Annotated in this window: 18 protein-coding genes; 17 read left to right on the forward strand and 1 reads right to left on the reverse strand. The window is 44.4% G+C overall.

What is annotated here, in order from left to right; genetic code table 11:
* The first annotated feature begins 357 nt into the window (after positions 1-357).
* The 15 genes from nrfH to pth all read left to right on the forward strand — a co-directional run bounded on the left by nrfH (position 358) and on the right by pth (position 14,503).
* Positions 358-879: a cytochrome c nitrite reductase small subunit gene (gene nrfH / locus CSHOW_RS01290; protein WP_039895119.1), complete on the forward strand. Its 522-nt coding sequence runs from the start codon at positions 358-360 to the stop codon at positions 877-879.
* Between the two features lie 19 nt (positions 880-898).
* Positions 899-2,605: an ammonia-forming cytochrome c nitrite reductase subunit c552 gene (locus CSHOW_RS01295; RefSeq protein WP_002947263.1), complete on the forward strand. Its 1,707-nt coding sequence runs from the start codon at positions 899-901 to the stop codon at positions 2,603-2,605.
* Between the two features lie 152 nt (positions 2,606-2,757).
* On the forward strand, positions 2,758-3,204 hold the full coding sequence (locus tag CSHOW_RS01300; RefSeq protein ID WP_002947264.1) for a lysozyme inhibitor LprI family protein: 447 nt from the start codon (positions 2,758-2,760) through the stop codon (positions 3,202-3,204).
* Positions 3,201-4,232: a lipid-A-disaccharide synthase gene (gene lpxB, locus CSHOW_RS01305; RefSeq protein WP_002947265.1), complete on the forward strand. Its 1,032-nt coding sequence runs from the start codon at positions 3,201-3,203 to the stop codon at positions 4,230-4,232. Before CSHOW_RS01300 ends, lpxB begins: the two co-directional genes overlap by 4 nt.
* Before the next feature lie 3 nt (positions 4,233-4,235).
* On the forward strand, positions 4,236-4,718 hold the full coding sequence (greA, locus tag CSHOW_RS01310; protein ID WP_002947267.1) for a transcription elongation factor GreA: 483 nt from the start codon (positions 4,236-4,238) through the stop codon (positions 4,716-4,718).
* A gap of 4 nt (positions 4,719-4,722) precedes the next feature.
* Complete coding sequence (locus tag CSHOW_RS10505) at positions 4,723-4,851, forward strand: hypothetical protein (RefSeq protein WP_257792041.1); 129 nt, start codon at positions 4,723-4,725, stop codon at positions 4,849-4,851.
* Complete coding sequence (locus tag CSHOW_RS01315; protein WP_002947269.1) at positions 4,851-5,591, forward strand: UDP-2,3-diacylglucosamine diphosphatase; 741 nt, start codon at positions 4,851-4,853, stop codon at positions 5,589-5,591. The genes CSHOW_RS10505 and CSHOW_RS01315 overlap by 1 nt, the downstream gene beginning before the upstream one ends.
* A gap of 1 nt (position 5,592) precedes the next feature.
* Positions 5,593-6,534 carry a chemotaxis protein gene (locus CSHOW_RS01320; protein ID WP_002947271.1) on the forward strand — a complete coding sequence of 314 codons (942 nt, stop codon included), beginning with the start codon at positions 5,593-5,595 and terminating at the stop codon, positions 6,532-6,534.
* 11 nt (positions 6,535-6,545) lie between these two features.
* The gene (locus tag CSHOW_RS01325) at positions 6,546-8,906 is read left to right on the forward strand and encodes a hybrid sensor histidine kinase/response regulator (RefSeq protein ID WP_002947272.1); all 2,361 of its coding nucleotides are present in this window, start codon (positions 6,546-6,548) and stop codon (positions 8,904-8,906) included.
* Between the two features lie 3 nt (positions 8,907-8,909).
* The gene (locus tag CSHOW_RS01330; RefSeq protein ID WP_002947273.1) at positions 8,910-9,407 is read left to right on the forward strand and encodes a chemotaxis protein CheW; all 498 of its coding nucleotides are present in this window, start codon (positions 8,910-8,912) and stop codon (positions 9,405-9,407) included.
* Positions 9,408-9,415: 8 nt separating this feature from the next.
* Positions 9,416-10,039, forward strand: a complete 624-nt coding sequence (gene serB / locus CSHOW_RS01335; protein WP_002947276.1) for a phosphoserine phosphatase SerB — start codon at positions 9,416-9,418, stop codon at positions 10,037-10,039.
* A gap of 13 nt (positions 10,040-10,052) precedes the next feature.
* A complete protein-coding gene (locus CSHOW_RS01340; protein WP_002947277.1) occupies positions 10,053-11,048 on the forward strand; it encodes a transaldolase in 996 nt (331 codons plus the stop codon).
* Positions 11,045-13,339 (forward strand): type IV pilus twitching motility protein PilT, encoded by a 2,295-nt coding sequence (locus CSHOW_RS01345; RefSeq protein WP_100066923.1) that lies wholly within the window; start codon positions 11,045-11,047, stop codon positions 13,337-13,339. Before CSHOW_RS01340 ends, CSHOW_RS01345 begins: the two co-directional genes overlap by 4 nt.
* A gap of 58 nt (positions 13,340-13,397) precedes the next feature.
* A complete protein-coding gene (locus CSHOW_RS01350; RefSeq protein WP_002947279.1) occupies positions 13,398-13,934 on the forward strand; it encodes a 50S ribosomal protein L25/general stress protein Ctc in 537 nt (178 codons plus the stop codon).
* A gap of 8 nt (positions 13,935-13,942) precedes the next feature.
* A complete protein-coding gene (gene pth / locus CSHOW_RS01355; RefSeq protein ID WP_002947280.1) occupies positions 13,943-14,503 on the forward strand; it encodes an aminoacyl-tRNA hydrolase in 561 nt (186 codons plus the stop codon).
* A 37-nt stretch (positions 14,504-14,540) separates the two neighbouring features.
* Here pth and CSHOW_RS01360 read toward each other — a convergent pair whose 3' ends face one another.
* Positions 14,541-14,786, reverse strand: a complete 246-nt coding sequence (locus CSHOW_RS01360; protein ID WP_157753466.1) for a hypothetical protein — start codon at positions 14,784-14,786, stop codon at positions 14,541-14,543.
* Between the two features lie 48 nt (positions 14,787-14,834).
* Here CSHOW_RS01360 and CSHOW_RS01365 point away from each other — a divergent pair, with 48 nt between their 5' ends.
* Together CSHOW_RS01365 and lysA are read left to right on the forward strand one after the other, a co-directional pair.
* Positions 14,835-15,896 (forward strand): LptF/LptG family permease, encoded by a 1,062-nt coding sequence (locus tag CSHOW_RS01365; RefSeq protein ID WP_002947282.1) that lies wholly within the window; start codon positions 14,835-14,837, stop codon positions 15,894-15,896.
* Between the two features lie 55 nt (positions 15,897-15,951).
* On the forward strand, positions 15,952-17,193 hold the full coding sequence (gene lysA / locus CSHOW_RS01370; protein ID WP_002947283.1) for a diaminopimelate decarboxylase: 1,242 nt from the start codon (positions 15,952-15,954) through the stop codon (positions 17,191-17,193).
* The last annotated feature ends 7 nt before the right edge of the window (positions 17,194-17,200 follow it).

Raw genomic sequence — 17,200 nt, forward strand, 5'->3', positions numbered from 1 at the left:
ACGAGCCCATAGCTTTCAAATTTTTAAAGAAATGATTTTAGCACAGCTTTTATTATTTAAATTTAAAGTTTTGGCCTATGTTGGATATTGTTTACTTTCTATTTTAGTTTTTAAATTTTATTCAAATTTAAGATAGTAAATATATTATATTATATAATACCGAAATAGATTGAAATTAGTCGCAATAAGTTGATAACAACTACTGTTATATTTACATAGTATAAAAATAAGCTTTAGATTTAATTCTAATTATATTAGGAAAATAAATGAGAATTTAAGCGAACTAATAATAAAATACCGGCTTATAAATAAAGTTAAGTTTTATTTAAATTTATAATGGAGGTTAGAAAGCCCGTCATGGAAAACACGAAGAAAAAAGCATCCATCTGGGTCATTCTTTTGTTGCTATCGTTTGGAGTGGTTATCGGTCACGGACTATACACTTTTTACTATGCCAAGGGATTTTCATACTTTAGTCCGGATCCTGCAGCCTGTAAAAATTGTCACGTGATGAATCAAGTCTACGAAAGCTGGTCAAGAGGCGGACACCAAAACGTCGCTACCTGTAACGACTGCCATTTGCCGCATGATTTTATAGGATATTGGATCATGAAGGCTCAAAGCGGCCTGGGACACGCGTATGCCGTTACTTTTAAAGATAATCCTTACGCATTTACCGCAAACGAAAAAACAAAAAGAGTCGTTCAGGAAAACTGCATGGACTGCCATAAAGAATACGTCTCAAACGTTATCGATCCGCGCGCTATAGGAGCGGCAAAACCGTTTGATAAAAATCTCAAAGAGCATCAAGGCAACTCAAATGAGCCTTTAAGATGTATATCTTGCCACCGCGAAGCGGGACACGCGCATAACTTTTAAAATTTAACAGGAGGATAAAATGAAAAACAAAGTGTTGTATGTAGCTACTTTCTTAGTGGCTGTCGTACTCGGTGCGGCTATGTTCGCGCTTTTTACGGATATTGGCGCTAAAAAAGCCGAAGAAAAGATGTATCCGCTAATGCTCAATAAAGTAAGCGAACTTGAGCCTGATTTTGAAAAATGGGGCGCAAATTTCCCAAATCAGCTCGATGCTTACAAAAAAATGGAGCATAAAAGCGACGCAAATCCAAAAGGAAGCGAATTTGTAGAAACGGCTTTCGGCGGCGATTTACCTTATAGCAAGATTATTCGCTGGCCTGCGGCTACGGTGTTTTGGAACGGCTATGCGTTCGGCGTGGATTACAGCAAACCGCGAACCCACTACTATTCGCAGATAGATCAGATCGAGACCAAAAGAAACGACAAGGAGTTTTTAAACTCTCACGGACTTCCAGCGTTTAAAGGCCAACCGGGCGCTTGCGTAAACTGCCACACCGGCTATCTAACCGCGCTTCAGCTAGATCCAGACTACAAACTAACCGAAGATCCGACTCCGGCAGCTAGTAAGCCTATGCCTTTCTTTGACGTAATGCCAAAAGAAGAAGGTCAGAAGAGAAAAGCGGCTTGGACTAAGATGAACTCTATTCCGTATTTTGACGTCATGAAAAAAATCGCGGCTAAACACGGCGAGAGTATCCATGGGTCGCATCTAGGCAGCACCTGTGCGGACTGCCACCACCCGGACGATATGAGCCTAAGAGTAACAAGACCGGGATTTGTAAATGCGATGGTAGGACGCGGATACGAAGCTGACGCTAAAAGCGGCATAAAAGCTACTAGAGCGGAGATGAGAAACTATGTTTGTATGCAGTGCCACGTCGAGTATTATTTCGGTAAAGACCAAACCCTAACTTTCCCTTGGACTTTCTGGAAAAAGGACCAGCCGTTTAAGATCGAAAATTTCGACCAGTATTACGATGATCAGTTGGCCAAAGAGGACGGATTTAAATTTGACTACATCCATAAAGATACCGGTGCTAAAATCATCAAGATGCAGCACTCGGAGTCTGAGCTAAGCTCAACCGGTATCCACGGAAGAAGCGGCGTAACGTGCGCAGACTGCCACATGCCGTATAAACGCGCCGGAGCTCAAAAGATCACCGAGCATGAAATTTTAACTCCGCTTGCCGATATAAACGCGGCTTGCAAAACTTGCCACCCGCAAAGCGAACAAGTGCTAAAAGATAGAATTTCATTCGTACAAAATCGCCACGCTTACGAGCTAAGAAACTGCGAAAACGCGCTACTTTCTTTGATCCAAGACATAAAAACGGCCAGAGCCGAGCTAGCTAAGCATGAGAAATTTGCTTCGATCGCCGATGAAAAAGAGAGAAAAGAAGCTATCAGTAAGGCTCTTGAAAAGACTCTTTACTTGCACCGCAAAACTCACATCCGCTGGGACTTCGCATTTAGCGAAAACAGCTACGGCTTCCACGGAGACGAAGAGTCGGCTAGGATCCTAGGTCAATGTAAAGAATTTGCTCGCCAAGGACAAACCGAGCTAGTTAACGAGCTTGCGCCTTACGGCATCAGCATCAAGCTAACTCAAGAGGCTACTCCGGTTCCTGCGCCTGCTTCTTTAGGACATAAATATCCTATCGGCGTAGCGCCTACCGAAGCTATGAAAAAAGCCGACGAAGACGTTAAGAACCTAAATTTTAAATAAACCCCAAAACCCAAGGCCTGCGGGCTTTGGGTTTTTTAAATTTACGCACTTATCCTTCAAATTTCAAAATCCTAATTTACTTATAAATTTAAATTTTATTGTTTATTTAGTCGTTTTAGGCGATAATCTTCATCAAATTTAAAGGAGAAAATATGCTTAAAAAATTTATTTTTGCTGCTCTTGCGGCGAGTTTGGTTTTCGGTGCGCAAGATCTTGCGATCAAGGCAAAACCTGTGTCAAGCATCGAGGAAACTTCGGAAGAGGAATTTGATGAATCGCAAGCGCGCGTAGATGAGTGCATGCAAAAAGATAGCTCGACTGCCGGCATGATACAGTGCATAGATGCAGAATTTGCTATCCAAGATAAACTCCTAAATCAAAACTACAAAAAAGCCATGAGCGTGCTAAACGACGAAAATAAAAAGAAACTAAAAGATATCCAACGTAAATGGGTGGCCTATAAAGAGGCCAAATGCCCGTTTGTGCCGCCTATGGGTACGCTTTATGCCGTAACGGCCGCCGATTGTTACCTCCAGATGACTAAGGAGCGCGCCAGAGAGCTTGCAAACTTAGCCGAGGACTTTGAGGGCAATCAGTGAAGCTACTCGTCTCTTGTTTAGAGGCCTCTGCAAATTTGCACTTCGAGCAGGTTTTAGAACATCTGCCAAAGTGCGAACTAAAGGGTATTTTCGACGAAAAATTCGGCGAGCCTTTTATGCGAAGCTCGGAGTTTTCCGCGATGGGCTTTGTGGAGGTTTTGCCGCTTTATTTTAAGGCAAAACGCGCGATAAAAGAGATGACTCGCCTTGCCGCAGAGTGCGACGCCGTGCTACTCATCGATAGCCCCGCCTTTAACCTGCCGCTAGCTAAAGCGATCAAAGAGGCCGGTATCAAAACGCCCGTTACCTACTACATCTTGCCGCAAGTGTGGGCGTGGAAGGCCGGGCGCGTGGCGAAGGTCGAGGCTTACTGCGATCATTTGGCTTCGATTTTGCCGTTTGACGGGATGTACTATAACCGCTCGCGCTACGTCGGACATCCGCTGCTTGACGAGCTGCGAGTGCGAAAAAACGAGCTTTTGCAAAGCGGCAAGATCGCTTTTATGCCCGGATCCCGCCGTGCCGAAATTTCACGGTTGATGCCGATTTTTCGCGAGGTAGCGAGCCAGATAAAGGGCAAAGAAAAGCTGCTCGTCGTACCGCCGTTTTTGGCAAACGAAATGCAAATTTACGGCGACGTTAGCGACTTTAGCGTGGTTACGGACGCACCGAGCGCGCTTTTGCAAAGCGAGTTTGCCTTCATCTGCTCGGGCACTGCGACGCTGCAGGCCGCGCTCGTGGGCACGCCGTTCGTGCTAGCCTATAAAGCTAAAGCAATCGACATAATGATCGCGCGGATTTTTGTGAAACTACGCCACATCGGGCTTGCAAATATAATGTTTGATTTTATGGGCGAAGAGGCACTGCACGAGGAGCTATTGCAAGAGGAAGTAACGCCCGGCAATATAATAAAAGCCTACGAGAGCTGCGATAAAGAGAAATTTATCAAAGGCTGCGAGGAGCTGCGAAAATACCTAAAATACGGCTCTGCGGCTAGCGTAGCGCAAATCATAACGAATAAAGGATAAAAAATGACCGAACCGATGACGCTTTTCGGATATGAAAAAATCACGAACGAACTAAAAAATCTAAAGACCGTCGAGCGCCCGAATATCGTCGAGGAGATCGACATCGCGCGCAGTCACGGCGATCTAAAAGAAAACGCCGAATACCACGCCGCTCGCGAAAAACAGGCGTTTATCGAGAGCCGTATAGCCGAGCTTAGCGACATAATAAGCCGCGCCAAGGTAATCGACCCCGCAGAATATGAGCATGATAAGGTAAAATTCGGCTCCACGGTCGTCATCATGGACGTAGAAACCGAGCTAGAAAAGACCTACACGCTAGTTGGCACGCCTGAGAGCAACCTAGAGCGCGGACTCATCTCGATAAACTCGCCTCTAGCCAAACAGCTAATCGGCAAGAGCGAGGGCGACGAGGTTGCGCTAAATTTGCCAAACGGCAGAAGCGACGTCGAGATCGTATCTGTTAGCTACAAACCGATCAAATTTTAAGCCGATGAGCGCGTTTAAAACCGTTAAATTTATGAGCTCGGCCGGTAAATTTGAGCCGTCAAATTTAACCATGGCGTTTGCTAAAATTAAAATCCATAGCCGCAAATTTGGTGTCGCAAAAAGTAAAATTTGATGCCTGAGCAAATCGTCGTAAAAAGCGGCGCGATCTTTATTGCCGACTCGCACGAAAACGAAAATCGCGAAAATTTTTGGCATTTTTTATGCGCGTTAAAAAATGGCGAGATAAAGACGCCGCAGCTGTTCTTGATGGGCGATATGTTTGATTTTTTGGCTAGCGAGTGCGAGTTTTTCGTCAAATTTTACGAGCGATACGTCCGCGCGATCGACGAGCTGGGCGAGGAAATGGAAATTTATTATTTCGAGGGAAATCACGATTTTAACCTAGCAAGGCTTTTTAAAAACGTCAAAGCCTATCCGATCGGCGCTCAGCCGGTTAAATTTGCCTCGGAGTGCGGACATAGCGTGCTTATCGCGCACGGGGATATATTTTTGCCTTTCGTTTCGAAATATGCTTTGAGATTTTTACGCGTCAAATTTTTTTTAAAAGCGATAAATTTTTTTGATAAATTTTTAAATTTTAGACTCTCGAAACGAATTTTAAATAAGCTTAAACAAAAAATTTTAGATTATAAAATACCGAATTTTAAGAATTTAGTCGAGGCAAAAATGCGCCGATATAACGCATTTTACCAGGCTGATATCGTCATCGAGGGGCACTATCATCAAGGCGATATTTTTGAGCTTGGTTCTCAAAAATATGTAAACGTGCCGTCTTTTGCATGCGAGCAAAGCTATTTTGTAGTAGAATACGACCAAAATATTAAGTTTGCTCGAAAGAGCGTAAAGGTTTAAAATGCTTAACAACGGCACATTAAAAACCGGTTCAAATGAGATGGAGCTTGTTGATTTTCGTATCTTTAAGCAGTCGGGAGACAATGTATACGAGGGTATATACGGCGTCAACGTTGCTAAGGTACGCGAGATCATCAAGATGCCAAATTTAACCGAACTTCCAGGAGTACCTGAGTATATCGAGGGGATTTTTGATCTGCGCGGCGTCGTGATACCTGTCATAAATTTAGCCAAATGGATGCAGATAAACGAGCCTAAGGGTGGAGCTATCAAGCCTCGCGTCATCATTGCCGAATTTAGCGGTATATTGATAGGCTTTATCGTCCATGAGGCAAAGCGAATCAGGCGCATAAGCTGGGCGGACATCGAGGCGGCGACTTTTGCCTCAAATGCCGGAACGCTAGATAAAGGCAAGATAACAGGCGTAACTCGCATCGAAAACGACGAAGTTTTGCTAATATTAGACCTTGAAAGCGTCGTCGAAGAGCTTGGCATTTATAGCCCGAAAATGGAAGTAGAGATCGATCAAAGTAAGCTTTTAAGCGGTTTAGCACTAGTGCTAGACGATAGCTCGACGGCAAGAAAACTAGTAAAAGATATGCTAGAAAAAATGGGACTAAAAGTAGTCGAAGCAAAAGACGGCGTAGAGGGGCTTGCTAGGATGGAGGATCTTTACGAGATGTACGGCGATAAGTTAAATAACTTTTTAAGAGTGATTTTGAGCGATATCGAGATGCCGCAGATGGACGGATACCGCTTTGCATCGACGATAAAAGACGATCCGAGATATACGGGAATTCCTATCATATTTAACTCTTCTTTAAGCAACGACTATAGCGAAGCTCAAAGCAGAGAGGCTGGCGCCGCCGCGTATCTAACCAAATTTGACGCATCGCTATTTTATAACGAGGTGCTTCGCGTGATCGAAGCGCACAAGAAATAAGGGGGAAAATCATGGATGATATGAGAGAAATAATGGAAGACTTCCTAGTTGAAGCCTTCGAACTAGTAGAACAAATAGACCATGACCTTATAGAACTTGAGTCAAATCCCGAAGATTTAGAGCTTTTAAATAGAATTTTCCGCGTTGCGCATACGGTTAAAGGATCATCGAGCTTTTTAAATTTCGATATTCTTACTAAGCTTACGCACCATATGGAGGACGTACTAAATAAAGCTCGCCGAAATGAACTAAAGATAACTCCGGATATCATGGACGTGGTACTAGAGTCTGTGGATATGATGAAGGGGCTACTGCACGGTATCAGAGATAGCGGTAACGATACGGACGTAGGCATCGAGATAGAAGATATCTGCAAAAGACTAACCGCGATATCCGAAGGCGAAGCCCCGAGTGCGGCCGCTAGCGAGCCTGCTCCAGTAGCGCCAGAGCCTGTAGTAGAGGCGCCGAAAGAGCCTGAGCCCGAACCCGTTAGCGATGAAAATTTATCAAATTTAAGCGACGACGAGGTCGAAGCCGAGATAGAAAGACTACTAAAAGTAAGAAAGGCCGAGGATCAAGCAAGACGTGCTCAAAAAGCAGCCGGAGGCGAAGCGCCAAAACCTGCCGCACCGGCTGCGCCGCAAGCTGCCGCTCCCTCAAATTCTGCGCCGACTCCAAAGCCCGCTCCAGCAAAGCCTGCCAACAAAAAAGAGGACAAAAAGGTCCCGGCCCCGTCCAGCGGAGCTAGTGCAGACGAGCAGACTATACGCGTCGAGGTTAAGCGCCTAGATCACCTGATGAACCTGATCGGCGAGTTGGTGCTTGGCAAAAACAGATTGCTTAAAATTTACGACGACGTCGAGGAGAGATACGAGGGCGAGAAATTCCTCGAGGAGCTAAATCAAGTAGTATCTAGCCTAAGCCTAGTGACTACCGATATACAGCTAGCCGTTATGAAAACGAGGATGCTGCCTATCGCAAAGGTGTTTAATAAATTCCCTCGTATGATCCGCGATCTAAGCCGCGAGCTAAATAAGCAAATCGACCTTGAAATCACGGGCGAGGAGACGGAGCTTGATAAATCCATCGTCGAGCAAATCGGCGATCCGCTCGTGCATATGATAAGAAACTCGTGCGACCACGGCATCGAGGACGGTCCTACCAGACTAGCTGCAGGCAAGCCTGAAAAAGGCACCATCCAGCTAAAAGCCTATAACGAAGGCAACCATATCGTAGTCGAGATTACCGACGACGGTAAGGGACTAGATGCCGATATGCTAAAGGCACGCTCGATAGAAAAGGGTATCATCACCGAGCGCGAAGCCGATACTATGAGCGATAAAGAGGCGTTTGGGCTTATATTTAAGCCCGGATTTTCGACTGCTGCGAAGGTAACTAACGTAAGCGGTCGCGGCGTGGGAATGGACGTCGTAAAGACTAATATCGAAAAGCTAAACGGCATAATCGACATCGAAAGCGAAGTGGGCAAGGGCACGACGATGAAGCTAAAGATTCCGCTCACGCTAGCTATTATCCAGTCGCTTTTAGTCGGCGCTCAGGAGGAGTTTTTCGCTATTCCTCTAGCAAGCGTTTTAGAGACCGTGCGTGTGCCGATCGACGATATCTATACGATCGACGGCAAAAACGTGCTCAGACTACGCGACGAGGTGCTTTCGCTGGTTAAGCTATCTGATATCTTTGGCGTCAAGCAGGTCTTTGACGGCGGCGATCAGACATACGTAGTCGTCATCGGGGTAGCGGAAGCAAAGCTTGGCATCATCGTAGATAGCCTCGTAGGGCAAGAAGAGATCGTCATCAAATCAATGGGCGATTATCTACAAAATATCCCTGGAATCGCAGGCGCCACGATAAGAGGCGACGGCCGCGTAACGCTCATCATCGATGTAGGTATGATGATGGAGATGGCAAAAGATATAAAAGTAGACATAAAAGCCAGCATGGAATCCTCAAAAAGCGTCAAAGAAAAACCGAGCGATTATAAAGTGCTGATCGTCGACGACTCGAAGATGGACAGAACCATAATGCAAAAATCGCTAGCCCCTCTTGGCGTAACGGTAATCGAGGCTACCAACGGAGTCGAGGCTCTAACTATCGTAAAATCTGGCGAACATGCGCTTGATGCGATGCTAATCGATATTGAAATGCCGCGAATGGACGGCTACACGCTAGCGGGCGAAATTCGCAAGTACTCAAAATATAGAAATTTGCCGCTTATTGCGGTAACCTCAAGGACGTCAAAGACCGACAGGCTAAGAGGCGTGGAGGTAGGAATGACTGAGTATATAACTAAGCCGTATTCGTCTGAGTACCTTGAAAACGTAGTTAGAAAAAATATCAAACTAATAGGATAGAACATGAACGACAAACTAAATCAGGTTCTAAAAAGACAAAAAAGACAGGTGATAGACCCGAGCGAAAAAGAGCGCGAGGAGATCGTCCAGCTAGTCGGCTTTATCGTTGGCGACGAGGAGTATGCGATACCCATTTTAAATATCCAAGAGATAATTAAGCCCATCGAATACACTCGCGTACCTAGCGTGCCTGAGTATGTTTTGGGCGTGTTTAATCTGCGCGGTAGCGTCATCCCGCTAATCGATTTGAGAAAGAAATTTTCTCTAAATGCCGCAAAGCCGAGCCCAAGCACGAGATACATCGTGATGAAAGAGGGCGATAACGTCGCGGGATTTGTGATCGACAGGCTAACGGAAGCCATTAGAATACAGCAAAACAGGATCGATCCGCCGCCTGAAACGCTTTTAAAAGACAAAGGCATGATTTACGGTATCGGCAAAAGAGATAACAATATCCTTACGATTTTAAAAGTCGAAGCGTTGCTAAAGCGCGATTTCTAGGATCAAATTTGATAAAGCTTTGCGTATTTGATTTTGATTCGACGCTGATGGATGGCGAGACGATAGATTTTCTAGCTGCAGCAAAAGGCGTGGGCGATGAGATCAGCGAAATAACTGCAAAAGCGATGGCGGGCGAGCTTGATTTTTTTGAGAGTTTAACGCGCCGCGTATCCCTTTTAAAGGGGCTTGAGCTTGCTAAAGTAGATCAAATTTGCTCAAATTTACCGCTAATGCCAGGAGCCGCCGAGCTAATCGCGCATCTAAAAAGCAAAGGCGTCAAGGTCGTAGTTTTTAGCGGCGGATTTCACTCGGGCACCGATAGAGCGCAAGAAAAGCTCAAATTTGACGCTAGCTTTGCAAATATCCTGCACCACAAAGACGGCGTCCTAACCGGACTCGTGGGCGGCGAGATGATGTTTGGCTTTTCAAAGGGCGCGATGCTTGCAAATTTACAAAATTTGCTTGGAATCTCAAAAGAGCAGACGATGAGCGTGGGCGACGGTGCCAACGACCTATCTATGTTTGAGCATTCAAATTTAAAAATCGCGTTTTGCGCGAAGCAAATTTTAAAGCAAGCGGCAACTTGTTGCGTGGATAAAAAAGATTTGCGCGAGATCATAAATTTGATATAAAAAGGCGAGAAAAATGTTTAATAACGATATAAATTTTTCATTGTGGTGTGACTTTATCGAGCGCGACTTTTTGCAGGACGAGTTTGAAAATTTGCTCCAAATCGGTGCTATTAGCGGCGTGACCTCAAACCCGTCCATCTTTAAAGCCGCGTTTTTATCGGACTCCTATAAAGAAGTCATCGGCCAAATGGGCAAAAAATACCCAAAGGCGCTTTACGAGGCTCTCGCGGTGCAAGATATCAAGATAGCCGCGACCAAGCTTTTGAGGCACTACGCAAACGGCGACGACGGGTTTGTTAGCATTGAGGTTGATCCTAGCTTTTGCGATAACGCTGCAGCTACGGTGGACGAGGGCGCTAGGCTGCACGCAGAGATCGGTATGCCAAACGTCATGATCAAAATCCCTGCGACAAAAGCGGGCTTTGAGGCTATGAGCGCATTAACCGCGCGCGGTATCGCTGTAAACGCGACGCTGATTTTCTCGCCGGAGCAAGCCGTAGCGTGTTTGGACGCTTTTGAAGATGGCGTAAAGGCTTATGAGAAGAAATTTCCGCTAACGCCGCTACCAAAAAGCGTGATTAGCATTTTTGTTAGCAGGTTTGATCGCTTGCTAGATGAAAAAATGCGTGAAAACTCGCTACCGACGGGCCAAATCGGCATCATGAACGCGACTAAAATTTATAAAATCATAGAAAATAAAAACTTGCCGACGACGCGCGCGCTATTTGCTAGTACGGGCGTAAAGGGCGATGAGCTGGCAAAGGATTATTACGTAAAAGAGCTTATGTATCAAAATGCGGTAAATACGGCTCCGCTTGATACTATCAAAGCCTTTATCGCTAGCAAAAACGAACCTAAAACAGCTGTTAGCGACGACAGCATAGAGAAATTTTTTGGCGTGGTAAAAAGAGCCGACATAGATATGGAGAAGGTTTATAAAGACTTGCTAAACGACGGCTTGAAGCAGTTTGTGACGGCATTTGAAGACATAATGAAAGCGCTTAAATGAAGCCTTTGAGATTTACTTCGTCGCAGCAAGAAGATGCAATGGACTACGAGCCTATCGGTTCTAGTATTAAATTTGACACTCAAGACGACGAACTTGAGCGCATCATAAATCTAAGAGCGAATGCGGTAAAAAACGATATACAAAAAATAAGAGATAAAAATAAAGAAGATTCGCAAGAAGAGCAAATAATAGAGCTAAAATCTGAAAAAGATGAGCAGAAGATCGGCGAAGTTGCAGATAAAAATTTGAGCGATCATGAGCCCGTGTTTAAATTTGGACAAAATTTTGATTTTGAGAACCTGCCTGCGCTCAAACCCATAGACGACGAGCCCGTAAAAATCAAAGAAGCGGTGGAAACCGTCAAATTTGACGGTTTTATCGAGCCCGGTGACTTGGAAGCAAAAAAACACGAGTTAAGCGAAAATCTCCAAGCTATCAACGAAGCACTGAGCGAAATAGACGCACTGGACGAGATGCCGTCAAAAAAAGATGAGTTTGACGAGACTGCGAAAGCTACGGCGCAAGAACAGTCGATTTGCGATGAAACGCCGGATATAAAATTTGGCGGAAATAACGTAAGTTTGGATGATTTGGGTATTAAATTTACGCAAGAAGAGGTCGGTATGCAACAGCACCCTAGCGAAAAGGATCAAATTTTAGACTTTTTTCAAAACAAATTTAGTATAGTTCAAGATGAAGAAAATAAAGATATAGAGGATAAAATCGGCATAATAAATAACGATGGCGCCAGCGACAAAAACGAGATAAACGCAATCCCTGTGCAGCCGAATTTAAACGTTGGTTTTGGAGACGATCGGCAAAATAAAGAGCAAAAAAATATCGACGAATCCATAAATTTGCGTGATTCGCAAGCGCAAAATTTAGAGCCGAATTTCACACAAATGCAAACTGCCGCAAATAAAGTTGCGGCGCAAGTGCAAACTATAAACGATAGGCAAGAAAACCAAACAAATACGTTAAAAAAACCTGAAGTGCGACCGGTTAAATACAAGGACAGGGCGGCGCTTTTAGCCGAGCTTGGCATCGGTATGGAAGATGAAACTTTCGGGATGCCGATTAGAACCACGGTGCCGCAGAGCGACGAAGAGAACGAAAAAAAAGCTGAAATGAAGGTTATACTGGATGGGTATCTAACAAAACTTATCGAGCTTGGCGGTAGCGACTTGCACGTAAAATCCAGCAAAGTAGTTCGCGGTAGATTTAACGGCGAGATATTTACGATGGGCGATAAAATTTTAGATTACGACAACTCGATACTACTTGCAAAGGAGATTTTAGGGGCGAATTATTACAATCTTATGAAAAGAAAGAGCGTAGATTTTACATATAAATTAAACGACGACTACCGTTTCCGTTCAAACGTCTTTTTGCAGATGGACGGCGTATCTTTCGTATTTAGAACGATCCCGACGAAAATTCCTACGATGTCCGAGCTTTTATTGCCGCCAGTTATTGAAAAACTTTGCAATAAAGTAAATAGAGGTATCGTCCTAGTAACGGGACCTACCGGTAGCGGTAAAACAACGACACTAGCTAGCATGATAAACCATCTAAATCACACAAAAAACTACCACATCGTCACTATCGAAGATCCGATCGAGTTTATATATAACGACGATAAAAGTGTAATAAATCAGCGCGGTATCGGCCAAGACGTAGATAGTTTCGCCGACGCGCTAAGGGCCTCTTTGCGCGAGGATCCGGATGTTATATTTGTGGGCGAGATGAGAGACCTGGAGACTGTTAGAACCGCGATAAATGCAGCAGAAACAGGACACTTGGTGCTTGCTACGCTTCACACCCTTGATGCTAAAGAAACTATCGGCCGCGTCATAAATATGTTTCCTAAAGAGGAGCAAAACCGCATAAGGATGACCTTTGCCTCGGTTGCGGAGGCCATCATATCTCAGCGCCTTGTCGTGACTACGACCGGCAAACGCCGCGTCGCTTGCGAAATAATGGTAAAAAATATAAGAATAAGAGATATGATCTTAGAAGATAGAGATAGCGAAATTTACGATGCGATAGAACAAAGTAAAAATACCTACGGAATGCAGACCTTTGAGCAGCATTTGCTTGACATGTATACTTCGGGAATTATAACAAAAGAAGAAGCGCTAAAAAGCGCCAGTAGAAGGGAAAACCTCGATATCAAAATCAAGAGTGCCGACCTTGCTAAAAAACGAGCGATGGTTGCCTCTATCGAAGAGGATGCCGAGCTTTTAAAAGAATTTCAAAGCGAAGTTATTGCGCTCAAAGATATCAAGTAAGGCGAAATTTATATAAATTTGGGTATCATCGGCTTCTATTTTTCAAGAAAGGAAAACGATGTTAGAAGGTATCGTTAGAGAGAGTATCGGTAAAAAGGCGTCAAAAGCCTTGAGAAGAGATGGTTATCTAATCGCCAACATTTACGGCAAGGGATTAGAGAACGTGCAGGCCGCTTTTAAAATCAATGATTTTATAAAAGAGGTTCGCAAAAAAGAGAGCCTTGCGTTTGACGTAAAAGTAGGCGGAAAAACCTTAAAAGTCGTAGTAGTCGAATACCAAAAAGACCCTGTGACAAACGCGCTAAAACACGTTGATTTAAAGGTTGCACTTCCAGGCGTCGTCTCAAAGTATATGATTCCGGTTAAACCTTACGGAACTCCTGTGGGTCTAAAAAATAAAGGCGTTTTGATCGTCTCAAAAAGACGCTTAGCCGTAAAATGCACGGCTGAAAATTTGCCGAATTCATTTGACATAGACGTTAGCGGTCTTGATATAGACGACACTGTCCTAGTGCGCGATATAACCGTTCCTGCGGGCGTTACTATGATCGATGCTGACCGCGTAGCGGTTCTAGGCGTAATAAAAGCTAAATAAGGCTAGCCTTGATACTCATAGTTGGACTGGGGAATCCCGGTCCCGAGTACTCCAAAACAAGACACAATGTCGGCTTTATGCTGATAGATAGACTCAAAAACTCAAATTTTACAGATGTAAGCTCGACCAAATTTCAAGGCGAGCTATTTAAAATTCAAAATTTACTTCTTTTAAAACCGACAACTTTCATGAATCTAAGCGGACGAAGCGTAAAAGCCGTTGTCGATTTTTACAAACCTGAGCGTGTTATCGTTATTCACGACGATCTTGATTTAAATTTCGGCGTTGTTAAATTTAAAAAGGGCGGCGGAAACGGCGGGCATAATGGGCTAAAATCAATCGACGCGTTAATGGGTGCAGACTACGAGCGCGTGCGTATCGGTATCGGTAGAAGCGCGCATAAAGGCGAAAGTGCGGTAACCGGCCACGTACTTGGCGAATTTAACGCAGAGGAAAAAGAGGGATTGGAAAAAATTTTGGACTACTGTGAAAACGCGCTAAATGAGCTTATAAAAACTGATATCGACGCCGTTTCGCAAAAATTCTCAACCAAAAAAGGTATTTTGTGAGAGGGTTAAATTTGGTATTTGCGACTTTTGCGGTTTCTCAAATTTTGCGGCTTTTTAAAGCGCTAAAAAATCGGTTAAATTTAAAGTCAAAATTTAAAACCGTGCGCCAAATTCTCTTTACAGCAAATTTTATAAATTTACTTAAAAATTTTACTATCAAATTTATAAAATTTACGAAAAATGCTGTTTTTTCGCAGGCTTGTCTTTTATCCAGAGCCGCATTTTTATTAAATTTCATGCAAAAAACAGAGCTGTTTAAATTTGGTATTTTTAAAAGTGTCACTCTTGTCCGCCGCCTCGCGTACGCAAAATTTGATTTAAAAGGCCATAAATGAATCTTTACGCGCGTTACGTCGGCTGGCTTTATTTTAAATATTTCGTGATTTTATTCATCGCGCTCACGCTTTTTTACGTCGGCATCGACATCCTAACCAACCTAAAAGACATGCCCGCAAGCGCGAACCTAAAGCTGCTTTACTTCGGCCTCACCTCGCTCACGGCAGTAAACTACGTCCTGCCGCTCGCGCTCATTTTTGCGCTTATAACTAGCAAATTTAGCATGATCCGCAGTAACGAGCTGGTTAGTTTTTACGCGCTCGGTATAGATAAAAATCGCCTGATAAAACCGCCTTTTTATATCGCGCTTGCCATCACGCTCATTTACGTCGGGCTAAATTTCACGCCATTTGCCTACGCTTACGAGTATGGGCGAAATATCGTCAAACTCTCGAATTTATCGCGCACGAGCTCGGATATTTTCTTAAAATTCGAAGGCAAATTTGTCTACATGGACAGCCTAAATCCTATTAGCGGCGAGGCAAAAGACGTGCGGATATTTGACATAGACAGCAGCAACTTGCGCAGCGCTACCTTCGGCGAAAGCGGGAAGTTTATAGACGATGCGTGGCTTTTAAAAGAGGCGAAAATCGTAAATTTGCCGCAAAATATCAAACTGGGCGAAAAAGGACTCGATATCAAAACGCCAAGCGGATTAAAAACGCTTGAAGGCTTTAAACCAAAAACGATAGAAAGCGCATCGGCGGAGAATTCGGCGATCACGATTTCCGATGCGGTGGATTATATTTTAGCGTTTAAAGACGAGGGTATCGGGTTAAATTCGACCAAAACAACGCTTTATAATCTCGCTTTTGCGCCGTTTTTCGCGCCTTTTATGGTGCTTATTATTTACTATTTTTTGCCGGTTACCGGACGATTTTTTAATCTCGCCTTAAAAAGCTTTATCTTTACGATAGCCTCGCTTTGCGTCTGGGGTGCGCTTTTTGTTATGATGAGGTTTGCTAGAAACGGCGTCGTCTCGCCCGAGATCGGCGTGCTTTTACCGATTATTTTACTCGGCGCATACGCTTTTTATCTACATTTTAAAAGTCGTTAAGAGAGATTTAGGCAAAATTTCTGTAAAATCTAACTATTTTTAAACAAGGCTGGTTATGGATTTTACGAATTTAGCGCAAAAATACGGCACCCCTCTTTATGTTTACGATTTTGACTACATAGCACATCGCTACGAAGCGCTAAAAAACGCGTTTCACGCTAGAAAATCTCTCGTATGCTACGCCGTTAAGGCAAACTCAAATTTAAGCGTTTTGAAATTTTTAGCCGGGCTTGGAGCCGGATTTGACTGCGTGAGCGTAGGCGAAGTTAAGCGGGCTCTGCTAGCGGGGGCTAAAAACTACCAGATCATCTTAAGCGGCGTGGGCAAGCGCGACGACGAGCTTAAATTTGCGCTGGAAAATGAAATCTTGATGATAAATTTAGAAAGCGAAGCCGAGATGAACCGCCTAGAAGCTATCGCAAAACAGCTAGGCAAGTCCGCTCGCATCAGCATCCGCGTAAATCCAGACATCGACGCTAAAACCCACCCCTACATCTCAACCGGACTAAACGAAAATAAATTCGGCGTAGATCTGCAAACGGCGAAAAAAATGTATCTACACGCCAAAAACTCACCGCATCTCGAGCCTGTGGGCATCCACAGCCACATCGGCTCGCAGATAACCGATATCAAGCCCGTTATCGAAGCGGCAAAGATCGTGGCAAATTTGACTAGAGAGCTAAAAGCTACGCAAATCGACATCAAATTTTTTGACGTCGGCGGCGGCATAGGCATCGTTTACGGCGAAGAGAGCGAGCCTGATCTGTACGAATACGCGCAGGGCATTTTGGCAAATTTAAGCGGCCTGGATGTTACCGTAGTTTGCGAGCCGGGGCGATTCATCGTCGGTAACGCGGGATATTTTCTAACTAGCGTGCTTTACGAGAAATTTAATAAAGAAAAGCGCTTTGTCATCGTAGACGGCGCGATGAACGACCTAATTCGCCCAAGCCTCTATCAAGCTAAGCATAAAATTTTCGCTCTTAGCAGCGGCAAGACTCTTTGCGAGTGCAAAAAAGAGCAACTTTGGGAGCTCAAATTTAGCCCTTGCGACGTGGTCGGGCCGATCTGCGAGAGCGGCGATTTTTTAGCAAAAGATCGCAATTTACCGCCGCTAAACCCGGGCGACCTCGTCGTTATCAAATCAGCCGGCGCATACGGCTTTGCGATGAGTAGCAACTACAACACTCGTGGGCGCGCGGCTGAAGTTGCGGTAAAAGGCGGCGAGGACTTTTTGGTAAGACGCCGCGAGAGCTTTGAGGACGTAGTGGCGCTGGAGCGAGAATTTTTAGGCTAGGGAGCGA

The sequence above is a fragment of the Campylobacter showae genome, assembly GCF_004803815.1.
Lineage (GTDB): Bacteria > Campylobacterota > Campylobacteria > Campylobacterales > Campylobacteraceae > Campylobacter_A > Campylobacter_A showae.

What these genes read in the sequence shown, in the direction of transcription:
- nrfH (WP_039895119.1), top strand. Translation starts at nt 358, where the DNA reads ATGGAAAACACGAAGAAAAAAGCATCCATCTGGGTCATTCTTTTGTTG.
- CSHOW_RS01295 (WP_002947263.1), top strand. Translation starts at nt 899, where the DNA reads ATGAAAAACAAAGTGTTGTATGTAGCTACTTTCTTAGTGGCTGTCGTA.
- CSHOW_RS01300 (WP_002947264.1), top strand. Translation starts at nt 2,758, where the DNA reads ATGCTTAAAAAATTTATTTTTGCTGCTCTTGCGGCGAGTTTGGTTTTC.
- greA (WP_002947267.1), top strand. Translation starts at nt 4,236, where the DNA reads ATGACCGAACCGATGACGCTTTTCGGATATGAAAAAATCACGAACGAA.
- CSHOW_RS10505 (WP_257792041.1), top strand. Translation starts at nt 4,723, where the DNA reads ATGAGCGCGTTTAAAACCGTTAAATTTATGAGCTCGGCCGGTAAATTT.
- CSHOW_RS01315 (WP_002947269.1), top strand. Translation starts at nt 4,851, where the DNA reads ATGCCTGAGCAAATCGTCGTAAAAAGCGGCGCGATCTTTATTGCCGAC.
- CSHOW_RS01320 (WP_002947271.1), top strand. Translation starts at nt 5,593, where the DNA reads ATGCTTAACAACGGCACATTAAAAACCGGTTCAAATGAGATGGAGCTT.
- CSHOW_RS01325 (WP_002947272.1), top strand. Translation starts at nt 6,546, where the DNA reads ATGGATGATATGAGAGAAATAATGGAAGACTTCCTAGTTGAAGCCTTC.
- CSHOW_RS01330 (WP_002947273.1), top strand. Translation starts at nt 8,910, where the DNA reads ATGAACGACAAACTAAATCAGGTTCTAAAAAGACAAAAAAGACAGGTG.
- CSHOW_RS01340 (WP_002947277.1), top strand. Translation starts at nt 10,053, where the DNA reads ATGTTTAATAACGATATAAATTTTTCATTGTGGTGTGACTTTATCGAG.
- CSHOW_RS01345 (WP_100066923.1), top strand. Translation starts at nt 11,045, where the DNA reads ATGAAGCCTTTGAGATTTACTTCGTCGCAGCAAGAAGATGCAATGGAC.
- CSHOW_RS01350 (WP_002947279.1), top strand. Translation starts at nt 13,398, where the DNA reads ATGTTAGAAGGTATCGTTAGAGAGAGTATCGGTAAAAAGGCGTCAAAA.
- CSHOW_RS01365 (WP_002947282.1), top strand. Translation starts at nt 14,835, where the DNA reads ATGAATCTTTACGCGCGTTACGTCGGCTGGCTTTATTTTAAATATTTC.
- lysA (WP_002947283.1), top strand. Translation starts at nt 15,952, where the DNA reads ATGGATTTTACGAATTTAGCGCAAAAATACGGCACCCCTCTTTATGTT.